Below are 11,498 nucleotides of genomic sequence, written 5' to 3' on the forward strand. Positions count from 1 at the left end.
CGCTTGACAAACAAAACCCAGGGATGTCTTCACGGACGTTCACGTCGCCGGGGTGAAGTCCAGGCGGGGGCGCGGTCCAGTGCCGCCGCCCCGACGTTCACCCGTGAGGTTTGCGGCCGAGGCAGTCAGTGCGCAGGAACGATCAGACGGTCCTGTTGCCAACCCGGCCGAGAACCCAACCGCCGCCAGGAAGGGCTCGCAGCGACGCGGCGGGCCCCATCCCGGGGTCGACCCAGCCTCGCTCGCGACGGGGCGCACGGTGGCACCGTGCCCCGGAGCAGCGTGCACCGACGGTGGTTGGGCCTGCCCACCGCGACAGGCCCAGCCGTCCGTCACCCGGTCAGGGCCGGGAGCGGCGGCGGCGCGAGAGCAGCAGCAGTGCTCCGCCTCCGGCGAGCAGGGCGAGCGCTGCGATGCCCACTGGGATCAGTACCACGCCGGTCGATGCCAGCGGTGGCGTCGGCGGTGGTGGCTGGACCGGCGGCGTCGGCGGGACTGTCGGCGGGGTCGGTGGCGTGGGCGGCGTCTTCGTGAGCGGCGTGGTCGTCTTGCATCGCTCGTCGGTCGAGGGGTCGGGGCAGTTGGTGCCTGGCGTGGTCGACGTAATGACGTTGCGCAGGCTCTGCCCGTCACCGACGGGGGTCTTGACCTTCACGCTGTAGGTGACCGTCGCGATCGCACCGAGCGGCAGGTCTCCGGTCCAGGTCAGGCGGGGTGCGGCGTAGGTCGTCGAGCCGGTCGAGGCGGTCGCGTCGTTGTTGTACGTCGCGTTGGTGAGGACATTGGTCAGGTCGTCGGTGAAGGTGGCGTCCTTCAGGTCGGTCTGGCCGGTGTTCCGCGCGGTGACGGTGTAGGTGACCTGATCTCCCGCCTTCGCCTCGGTGACGCTCGCCTTCTTCTCCAGGATCAGTCCTGCGACCGACGTCGTGGTCCCGCAGCGCGGGTCCTTCGACTCCGGCGGGCAGTTCGTGCCCGGGGTGTCCGACGTGACCACATTCGCCAACCGATGATCGCCCTTGACCGGGTTGTTCACGGTGACGCTGTAGGTGACCGTCGCCGAACCGCCCACCGGGAGGTCGCCACTCCACGTCAACCGTGGCGCCGTGTAGGTCACCGAGCCGATCGAAGCCGCGGCATCATTGCCGTAGGTCGCATCGTCGAGGACATTCGACAGGTCGTCCGTGAAAGTCGCGCCGGGCAAGGGCGTCTGGCCGGTGTTCTTCACCGTGACCGTGTAAGTGACTTTGTCCCCTGGCTTGACGTCCTTCTTGTCCGCGACCTTCGTGATGTCCAAGCCCGCGACGGGAGTCGTGGTGCCGCAACGCGGATCGGTGGATCCAGGCGGGCAGTTCCCGCCGGGAGTGTCCGACGTGACCACGTTCGCCAGCTTGAAATCACCCTTGACGGGATTGTTCACGGTGACGCTGTAGGTGACCGTCGCCGAACCACCCACCGGGAGGTCGCCGGTCCACGTCAACCGTGGTGCCGCATAGCTCACCGAGCCGATCGAAGCCGCAGCATCGTCCCCGTAGGTCGCATCGTCCAGCACCTTCGACAGGTCATCCGTGAAAGTCGCGCCGGGCAAGGGCGTCTGGCCCGTGTTCTTCACCGTGACCGTATAAGTGACCTTGTCCCCTGGCTTCACCTCCTTCTTGTCCACGACCTTCGAAATGTCCAACCCGGACACCGGCGTCGTCGTCCCGCAGCGCGGGTCCGTGGAGCCCGGCAGGCAGTTCGACCCCGGCGTGTCGGACGTGACCACGTTCGTCAGCCGGTGGTCGCCCTTGACCGGCTTCGCCACAGTCACGCTGTAGGTCACCGTCGCCGAAGCGCCCACCGGAAGATCGCCAGTCCATGTCAATCGAGGAGCAGCATAAGTGACCACACCGACAGAAGCGGCCGCGTCGCCGTCATAGGCAGCGTCGTCGAGGACCTTCGACAGGTCGTCCGTGAAGGTCGCGCCGGACAACGGTGTCTGGCCGGTGTTCGTGACAGTCACGGTGTAGGTGACCTTGTCCCCGGGATTCGCCGACGGCTTGTCCGCGACCTTGCTGATCGCGATGCCGGACACCGGCGTCTCGGTGCCGCAGCGCGGGTCCGTCGACCCCGGCGGGCAGTTCCCGCCCGGAGTGTCCGACGTGACCACGTTCGCCAGCTTGAAATCACCCTTGACGGGGTTGTTCACGGTGACGCTGTAGGTGACCGTCGCCGAGGCGCCGATCGGCAGGTCACCGGTCCAGGTCAAGCGCGGCGCGGCATACGACACGGAACCGGCGGACGAAGCGGCGTCACCGTTGTAGGCGGCGTCGTCGAGGACCTTCGACAGGTCGTCGGTGAAAGTCGCGCCGGGCAGCGGAGTCTTGCCGGTGTTCGTCACGGTGACCGTGTACGTGACCTTGTCCCCGGGGTTCGCGGACTGCTTGTCGACCTTCTTCTCGATCGTCATCCCCGGCAGCGGCGTCAGGGTCGAGCACTTCGGGTCCGTCGAACCAGGCTCGCAGTTGCCGGGAACGGGCGTGCTGACTGTGTTGCGCAACTGGAGGTCGCCGGTAACAGGATTCTTCACGGTGACGCTGTAGGTCACTGTCGCGGAGGCACCGACCGGCAGGTTGCCCGTCCACGTCAGCCGCGGTGCGGTGTAGGCCGTCGAGCCCACTGAGGAAGACGCGTCCTCGTTGTAGGAGGCGTCGTCCAGCACCTGCGACAAGTCGTCGGTGAAGCTCGCGTCCGGCATCGGGACCTGGCCGGTATTGGTCACCTTCACGGTGTAGGTGACCTTGTCGCCCGGGTTCGCGGTCTGCTTGTCGACAGTCTTGGCGACCGTCAGCTCCTTGCCCGGCGTCGTCGTCGAGCACGACGGGTCGGTGGAACCCGGCGGGCAGTTGGTGCCGGGGGTCGAGGACGTGACGACGTTGTGCAGCTTCTTGTCCCCCGGATCCGGGTTCTTGACCGTGACGCTGTACTTCACCGTCGCGGAACCGCCGATGGGCAGGTCGCCGGTCCACGTCAGTTTCGGTGCGGCGTAAGAGACCTGCGCGGCCGGAATGGCATCGTTGTTGTAGTCGGCGTCGTCCAGCACCTGGGACAGGTCGTCGGTGAAAGTCGCGCCGGGCAACGGGGTTTGGCCGGTGTTGGTGACGGTGATCGTATAGGTCACCTTGTCGCCGGGCACGACCTGGTCGCGGTCGGCGGATTTGGCGATCCGCATTCCCGACACCGGTGTCGTAGTGCCGCAGCGGGGATCGGCGGAACCGGCGGCGCAGTTGCTACCCGGGGTGGCGGAGGTGATCGTGTTGATCAGTTTGTGGTCACCGGCAACAGGATTCTTAACAGTGACGCTGTAGGTGACCGTCGCCGAACCGCCTACCGGGAGGTCGCCGGTCCAGGTCAGCCTGGGCGCGGCGTAGGAGGTTTGCGCGGCTGGGGCGGCGTCGTTGTTGTAGTCGGCGTCGTCCAGCACCTGCGACAAGTCGTCGGTGAAAGTCGCGCCGGACAACGGAGTTTGGCCGGTGTTCCGGACGGTCACCGTGTACGTGACCTTGTCGCCGGGGTTCGCGCTGGTCTTGTCGACGGTCTTGGCGAACTCGATCCCGGACACCGGCGTCGTGGTCGAACACGCCGGGTCGGCCGAGCCCGCGACACAGTTGTTGCCTGGCGTCGTGGAGGTGATCGTGTTGATCAGTTTGTGGTCGCCTGCAACAGGATTCTTCACGGTGACGCTGTAGGTGATCGTTGCCGAAGCGCCGACCGCGAGGGTGCCCGTCCAGGTCAGCTTAGGCGCGGCGTAAGACACCGAACCCACCGAAGCCGAGGCATCGCCGGCATAAGAGGCGTCATCGAGCACTTTGGACAGATCGTCCGTGAAAGTCGCGCCTGGCAACGGAGTCTGGCCGGTGTTCGCCACGACGACGGTGTAGGTCACCTGGTCGCCGGGATTCGCGGACTGCTTGTCGGCCTTCTTCTCGATCCGCATTCCGGACACCGGAGTCGTCGTCGAGCACGCCGGATCGGTCGAACCCGCGACGCAGTTGTTGCCCGGCGTCGTGGACGTGACGACGTTGACCAGCTTGTGATCGCCGGTGTCGGGGTTGTTGACCTTCACCGAGTACGTCACCGTCGCGGCCCCGCCGACGGGCACATCGCCGGTCCACGTCAGCAGCGGTGCCGCATAACTCACCGAACCGGAAGAAGCCGACGCATCACCGGCATACGAAGCGTCATCCAGCACTTTGGACAGATCGTCGGTGAAAGTCGCGCCGGACAACGGAGTCTGGCCGGTGTTCGCGACCGTCACGGTGTACTTCACGGTGTCGCCGGGCTTGGCGCTGGCGGGATCGGCGGTCTTGCTGATCCGGATTCCGGAGACCGGCGTCGTGGTGCCGCACCGAGGATCAGTGGACCCGGCCGCGCAGTTGCTGCCTGGTGTGGTCGACGTGACCGTGTTGACCAGCTTGTGGTCGCCGGTCACGGGATTCTTCACGGTGACGCTGTAGGTGATCGTCGCCGAACCGCCTACCGGGAGGTCGCCGGTCCAGGTCAGTTTCGGTGCGGTGTAAGAGGTTTGCGCGGCGGGAGCGGCGTCGTTGTTGTAGACGGCGTCGTCGAGGACCTTCGACAGGTCGTCGGTGAACGTCGCGCCGCGCGCGGAGACCTGGCCGGTGTTGCGCACGACCACGGTATAAGTCACGGTGTCGCCGGGGTTCGCCGACGCCTTGTCTGCGGTCTTGGCGATCTCGATTTTCGTGCCGGGCACCACCGTCTCCGCACAAGAAGCGGTGGCGTCGTCCTTGCACTGCCGTTCCGGCGGGACGGTCGGCGGCGGGCCCTCGGTCACCTTCGCGCGGTTGATCAGCGTGGCGCCGATGGTCGCGTCGTCGATCCGGACGTGCACGGTCAGCGTGGCCTGGCCGCCCGGAGGGATCGCCGCGGCGTGCCATTGCAACGGACCGGTCCCGGTGACGGTGCCGCTCGTGGTGTCCGCGCTGACGAAGGTCGTGCCGGGCGGGAGCGTGTCGGTGACAGTGGTGGGCGGCACCGCGATGGGGCCGGTGTTGGCCAGCGTGACGGTGTAGGTCAGCTGGTCGCCGGGCAGCGCGGTCGCCTTGTCCACGACCTTCGCCAGCGTGTACTCCGGCGCCGCGACCACGTTGCGGACGGTGTTGCTGGTCCGCGTCTGCTCGCGGCCGGTCTGCTTGCCCTGGAAGGCCACCGACGCGGTGTTGTCGAGGCGGGTGCCGGGAGCGACCGTCGGCGAAACGGTGACGCGGAACCCGAGGTGCGTGCTCTGTCCTGGGGCCAGATCGGGCAGCTGGCAGGTGACGACCTGACCGGACGCCGTGCATCGCGGGTCCGAACCGGCCACATAGGACACTCCGGCGGGCAGGGTGTCGGTGACGACCACGCCGGTCGCGGTGTCCAGGTTCGTGGTGCTGCCGTCCGGGTTGCGGTTGGCGACGTCGAGCCCGTAGGAGATCTCGCCGCCCTGCCCGACCCAGCCCGGCGGGCGTTCCTGGACGTTGCCCTCGGGGTCGTTGGACTTGACGATCTGCAGGTTGGGCTCGTTGGCCTCGGTCATCAGCCAGACGGTCTGCGGGTACAGCGCGTCGCCGGTGGTCCCGACCTTCAGCTGGGCCCGGTCCGAGCCGGCGGGCAGTTTGCCGGTGACGTCGACCGTGCGCGCGTCGTAGCCGAAGTTGTTGGCCGGATTCGGCGTGCGGTCGGCGACATTGCTGCCGGCGCCGTTCGCGGCGACGCGGTCGATCCGGCTGCTGAACGCGTTGTTCGTGCTAGTGCCGCCGGGCGCGGGCAGCGTCAGCCGCTGCAGCGACGCGGCGTCGCGGCCGAATTCGAGGTAGTCGCCGGAGATGTTGGCGTCGCCGTCGCCGACGACCACGCCCATGGTGGCCGACGGGGCATGGTCGCCCGGGCTCCGGATCCCGTTCAGGTCGATGGTGGTGGAGGTGGGACTGGCACCTCCGCGGACCACGTCGAAGCCGTCCCAGATCTGCAGGTAGCGCAGCGGATCGGTGTCCAGTTCGTACGCCACGACCAGCGACCAGCCGCCCCAGCAGCCGAGGTTGCTCGCGGAGTTGGCCGAGTTGCCGCGGCAGGCTTGGAGGTCGGCGACGGTATAGGAGCCGCCGCCTGCCTGTTTGACCAGCCCGGTGACGTCCTTGACGCCCGCGTGCGCGGTGATCTGCGGGGATCCGCTGCCGAGCGCGTCGAACCAGTCGTAGGTGTCGGCGGTCAGCCGCTGGTAGGTCGCGGAACCCGGGGCTTTGAACGCGACCTGGTTCGCGCGGGAGGCGTCGCCGGAGTCGGCGTTTGAGGAGATCGGGTTGACCTGCCAATACAGCCGGGCCGAGAGGACGGTGGCGCCGGGCGGGATGGTCAGGTTCGCGCTCGAGGCGGTGTTGCCCGGGGCGGCCGGGTCGCTTTTGACCCAGTAGCCGTAGGTGGAGTTGTTCGCGGTCTCCCCGCAGGACGTGGGCACGGTGCCGCAGCTGACGACCGAGTTCGAGGCCATGGTGATCGCGCCGTGGGCGACCGTCGAGAACGCCGGGTCGGGGCCGATTTTGCGCGGCGTGCCCAGGCCTCTCGGCTCGACCGCCCTCGGCTGCGGTGCGGCGGGCGGCGCCGAGGTAGTCGTGGTGATGCTGGTCGGCGCGGGGGCAGCCGGGCTGGACGGCGCCGGGCTCTCCTGCGCCGAAGCCGGAGCCGCGGACGGGCTCGCCGTGCTGGTGCTGGGCGGCAGGGTCGTGCCCATCGCGGGCGCGGCGCTCGCGAGGCTCAGGGCGAAGACCACAGCGAGAGCCGCGGCGGCGCGCTTCCCGCGGGAGCGCATGAATCCGGAACGACGGGCCATCACGAAAGCTCCCACGGCAAAGAACGGAATTGTCGAGCTGCTTACCCGCGTTCATCGACACCTGGCAGGAGAATTCGTACCGCGCTCTCCCCCGCGACGGGGAGGCAGCGGGCCCAGAATCACCACATAGGGGGAACCCGGGCAGGTCAGCAGGGGTGCGAACGTGAAAAAGCCCCGGCTAGCCTCCGATTCCGCACGCTATCCGCGACGCCCTGAGGGGGTGTTGCCATTCCGGTCCGGATTCGAGCCGGAACCGCGACGCGAAAATGTGTCGGATCCGGCGGCCGCGCCGGGCAGCCTTCGGGGATTGTTCGCGCGGAAATCCGCCGGAATCTGCCCGGTGTTCGAGACTGTGCTCCTAGCGACCCGATTCCGCCGCGGTTCGCAGCGGGGCCCCGACCTGGTGCAGGTGCGCCAGGACGTCCGCGTAGGTGCGGAACAGCCCGCCCTGGCTGTAGCTGATCCCCCGGGCGGCGCAGAAGTCCCGCACCAGCGGCTGCGCCCGGTGCAGGGTCGCCATCGGGATGCTCGGGAAGAGATGGTGCTCGATCTGGTAGTTCAGCCCGCCCAGCGCGTAGGTCGCCCAGCGGCCGCCGCGGACGTTGTGCGACGTCAGCACCTGGCGGCGGAGGAAATCCAGCCGGTGCCCGGGTTCCAGGTGCGGCATCGCCTTGTGGTTCGGCGCGAACGAGCATCCCATGTAGACACCCCACGCGGCGTGGTGCACGACGACGAAGACCGCGGCGATTCCCGGCGGCAGCAAGAGAAACACGGCCGCGAGGTACGCGGCGAGGTGGACGGCGAGCAGCGTCGCGTCGAGCCGAGGGGACCGCGTTCCGCCGTGGCGCACCGCCTTGATCCCGGACCAGTGCAGGTCGATGCCTTCCAGCAGCAGCAACGGAAAGAAGAGGAAAGCCTGGTATTTCGCCATCCAGCGCAGGAAACCCGCTTTCGCGCGGCCCTGCCGGCGGGTGAACGCCAGGGCGGGAATGTCGATGTCCGGATCGGATTCCTCGAGGTTCGGGTTCGCGTGGTGCCGGGTGTGCTTCGCGACCCACCAGCCGTAGCTCAGCCCGACCAGCGCGGCCAGTGCCGTTCCGGCGGCGTCGTTCGCGCGGCGGGTCCGGAAGATCTGCTTGTGCCCGGCGTCGTGGCCGAGGAACGAGAGCTGGGTGTAGGCGACGGCCAGCAGCGCCGCCGTGCCGAGCTGCCACCAGCTCGCCGGGCCGAGCGCGAGCAGCGTCCACGCCCCGCCGAACGCCAGTAACGCCGCTGCGGCGCGGACGAGGTAGTGCACCGGGCGGCGGCGGAACAAACCCGCCTCTTTCACCAGCGCCGAAAGCTCCGCGAACTCGCTGCCGTGTCCCGGGCCGTGTGCCGGTCTGTCCATTTTCCGCTCCGCATCGGGTGGCGTGCCGGACAACCGCAGTGGTTCGACAGAAGTGGAGGCCCGCGACCGGGGTCCTGCCGTCGAGCCTACACCCGGAGAAATCCCTTATCCGGATGGCAAGACCATCCCGAGACGCGTAATCCCTTGCCCACCAAGGGATTCTGACGTGCCGGGGAGACTTCGCCCACTGCCGAATCCCCCGTTCCGGGCACGCGGCGGCGCGCACCGGGCCGCCGAGGGTGTACCGTCAGCAGTGTCCGAGAACATCTTGTGCGCCGACAGTCCGGGCCGATCGCGGTCAGGGCGAACGCACGTCATGTCGTCGGGCCCACGGCACACCACCGTCACCCTCGCGGCCTGTCAGCCGCCGAGCTGCCCTCGCTTCGGTCGCACCCGCGGCATCAGCCAGTGGCGCCCTTCCCGGACGGCGGTGGTGCGACGTGGCCCATCCGCCCGGTTTCTCTTGGTCCGTCACGGTCCGTCTTGCCCGGAAAGGCAAACCCATCACCGCACCAGTCAGCTCTCCGCTTTTCAGCCATCCCGTCGCCGAAAGCCCGCGCCCCGGCGCCCTCGTCCGCCCGCAAGAGGACCGGTACGGCGGCCTGTTCCGCCAACCCGCCGTCTCGCCGGACGACCGGGCCGAACCGGCCCGCCCGCGGAGCCGTCGCCGCTGACCCTCTCGCCGCAAAATTAGGTTCACTCTAAATCTAGAGAGTGTGTAACATTTGCTCTCGGGTGGACCAGGCGAAGGGGCATCGACCATGAGCGACGGACCGTCGCCGGCGGAACTGGCCGGATACGTGCGGGTGGCGCGCGACCACCGCGAGCACGAGCGGTACCACTCGGTGCTCAAGCTCGAGGAGTCGGCGGCCTGGCGGCGCGATGCCAACGCCTTGAAACTGCTGGCCGCCCGGTGGTCGGACAGTCCGGCGCCCGACCGGCTCGACCCCGCGCACGGCGCCGTCGGCTGCGTGGATCTCAACGACCCGGCGGTGGTCGCGACGACCGGAATCCTCTTCATGGAAGGCGAGTCCGAACCGGCGGAAATCACCTCCCTGCGGTCCCGCTTCGAGCAGGCCGCCGTGCGCTATCAGCGGCTTTCCGGCTGGCTGGGCGAGCACATGGCAGCGGAATGGCCGCGGCTGCGTTCCCTGCTGGTCCCCGATCTCGTCGAAGCCGCCCGCCCGCGGTTCCGGGCGCTGACTCGCACCACCGAGGCGGCCAACGCGTACAGCCTCGTCGCCCAGCTGCTCGACTCCGCCGTCCACGCGCTCAAGGCGCAGGACCTCACTCCCGAGGGCGTCCGCCGCGATCCCGCCGCTGCGGCGAAGATGGTGCTGACCGCGTCGTGGTTCCTCGATTCCGCGGCCTCCGCCCTCGCCGAAGCCGGTGCTCAGCTCGGGTTGTCCGATCCGGATTGGACGAGCTTCATCGAGCTCGCCGAGGCCTGACTTTGTGTGGTTCAGCTGGTGTTGCCGTCAAGCCTGCCGCTTGACCATCTCCGCGATCCACACCGGCGCGTACGGCGAGGTGCAGTTCGGCGGGGTCGGATAGTCCTTGAGCACTCCCAGCCGCTCCCCGATGCCGATCGCGCGGGCGCGCAGGCCGGGGTTCTCGATGCCGATCTGGGCGAGGCAGTGATTCATCGCCCACTGCAACCGCGCCGGGGCGGTTTTCATCTCGGCTTCGATAACGTCGAGGAGCCGCTCGAGGTCGAGCCCGTCGGGCTTCTTGGCGACGCGGTCCACGGTGAGCGCCCAGCCCGCGCTCGCGACCACCGGGTCGGGATCTGCGAGCCAGGCGGTGCGGAGGTCCTCGGCGTGGCGGCTCTTCTTGACGATGTTCGCGAGAAGCCAGTCGTGGACCTTGGGAGTGCCCGCCTCGCGAAGCATCTTGTCGAGGTCGTCGCGGTCGAACTGCTTCGGCCGGGCGACGAGGAGCGCGAGCAGGCGGGCGTTGGGGTCGCCGGTCTGCCAGAGTTCGCGGGCCAGGTCGGGCTGGGCTTTGAGTTCCTTCGCGAGGGCGCGGAGTTTGGTGAGGTTGACGCTGTGGTCGTCGCCGTGGTTCTCGTTGACGGCGCGGATTTTGGGGTCGTGCAGCTCCGCGAGCCGGTCGAGGACCCCGGCGAGGGTTGCTTCGGCCACGGGAACCTCCCTGCTCAGACGTGGACAGGGCCGAGGCTACGCGAAGTGGGGCGGGGGTAACGCGCACGGACCGGGGTACGTCTTTCTGGCATGACCCGGACCCGCCTCGCCGTCACCGCCATCGCGCTGGCCGGGTGTACTACGAACCCGCCTGCCCAGCACGCCGTCGCAGGCCCACCGCTGCCGAGCCAGTCCGCTCCCGAACCAGCCCCGTCCACGACAACAGTCCCGGTCCCGTCGCCACCGGCTGCCTCGACTTCGGCCAAGCCGACTGGCAGGCCCACGGCCAGCACGTCACAAGCCAAACGACGTGATCCCTCGACCGGCCCAGGTTGCGGCCAGCGGGCGGTCAACGCGGGCAAGTTCAACCCGCGCTGCAAGGAATACCAGGGCTACCTCGACCCCGGCGGCCCCGGCCGTCCGAAGACGTCCGGTGAGATCCAGCGCGAATGGGCCTGTCAGCAGGGTCAGCTGCCCGCATCGGAATGCTGACCCGCGGCCAGGAACTCCTCCGGAGCGGGGATCGGCACCCGCACCCAGTTGTTCACTCGGGTGAACGTCGCGCCGCCCATGCGGCCCACCGGGTGGTACACGTCCTGGTCCAGCCGGCCGTCCGGGCGCAACAGGCGGTCGTCCACCGCGACTCCGACCACCTCGCCGAAGACCAGGTGCGAGCCCCGGAACTCCTCGATCTTCACCAGCGTGCATTCCAGGCTCGGGCCCGCCCCGGCGGGATGCGGCGCGGCGATCCGCACCCCGGGCGTCCACGACAGACCCACGTGTTCCGCCTCGTCCACAGAGGAGTCCACTGTGGACGCAGTGCGCGCGACCAATTCCTCCTGGCCGCTCAGCGCGATCGTGATCGCGAACTCGCCCTGTGCCTCGATATTGGCCAAAGTGTCTTTCGGCGCTTCCGAAATCGAGAACAGCACCGTCGGCGGGTCCATGGTCAGCGGCGCGAAGTAGCTGAACGGCGCGAGGTTCCGCACCCCCGCGCCGTCCACTGTGCTCACCCACGCGATCGGCCGCGGGACGACGGCGTTCTTCACCATCCACACGAAAGCGCCGCGGTCAGCGTCGGTGTTGCTGCTGTACACGA

The 11,498-nt window shown here is 68.6% G+C and carries 6 protein-coding genes; 2 read left to right on the forward strand and 4 right to left on the reverse strand.

What is annotated here, in order from left to right:
* Positions 1–340: 340 nt before the first annotated feature.
* Together EIZ45_RS32935 and EIZ45_RS32940 are read right to left on the reverse strand one after the other, a co-directional pair.
* On the reverse strand, positions 341–6,865 hold the full coding sequence (locus EIZ45_RS32935; RefSeq protein WP_240692042.1) for a DUF11 domain-containing protein: 6,525 nt from the start codon (positions 6,863–6,865) through the stop codon (positions 341–343).
* Positions 6,866–7,223: 358 nt separating this feature from the next.
* Entirely contained in the window at positions 7,224–8,255 is a 1,032-nt protein-coding gene (locus EIZ45_RS32940; RefSeq protein ID WP_134666673.1) for an acyl-CoA desaturase, read from the reverse strand.
* Positions 8,256–9,016: 761 nt separating this feature from the next.
* On the opposite strand from EIZ45_RS32940, the gene EIZ45_RS32945 reads away from it, so the two are divergent.
* Positions 9,017–9,706 (forward strand): hypothetical protein, encoded by a 690-nt coding sequence (locus tag EIZ45_RS32945; protein WP_134666671.1) that lies wholly within the window; start codon positions 9,017–9,019, stop codon positions 9,704–9,706.
* A gap of 27 nt (positions 9,707–9,733) precedes the next feature.
* Here the strand turns inward: EIZ45_RS32945 and EIZ45_RS32950 are convergent, their stop codons facing one another.
* Positions 9,734–10,399: a DNA alkylation repair protein gene (locus EIZ45_RS32950; protein WP_043827990.1), complete on the reverse strand. Its 666-nt coding sequence runs from the start codon at positions 10,397–10,399 to the stop codon at positions 9,734–9,736.
* Between the two features lie 90 nt (positions 10,400–10,489).
* On the opposite strand from EIZ45_RS32950, the gene EIZ45_RS32955 reads away from it, so the two are divergent.
* Positions 10,490–10,891 carry a hypothetical protein gene (locus tag EIZ45_RS32955; RefSeq protein ID WP_134666669.1) on the forward strand — a complete coding sequence of 134 codons (402 nt, stop codon included), beginning with the start codon at positions 10,490–10,492 and terminating at the stop codon, positions 10,889–10,891.
* Here EIZ45_RS32955 and EIZ45_RS32960 read toward each other — a convergent pair.
* Entirely contained in the window at positions 10,867–11,496 is a 630-nt protein-coding gene (locus tag EIZ45_RS32960) for a flavin reductase family protein (protein ID WP_051729765.1), read from the reverse strand. The genes EIZ45_RS32955 and EIZ45_RS32960 overlap by 25 nt on opposite strands.
* Positions 11,497–11,498: the final 2 nt, after the last annotated feature.

The sequence above is a fragment of the Amycolatopsis sp. CFH S0740 genome (genome assembly GCF_004522315.1).
Taxonomy (GTDB): domain Bacteria; phylum Actinomycetota; class Actinomycetes; order Mycobacteriales; family Pseudonocardiaceae; genus Amycolatopsis; species Amycolatopsis nivea.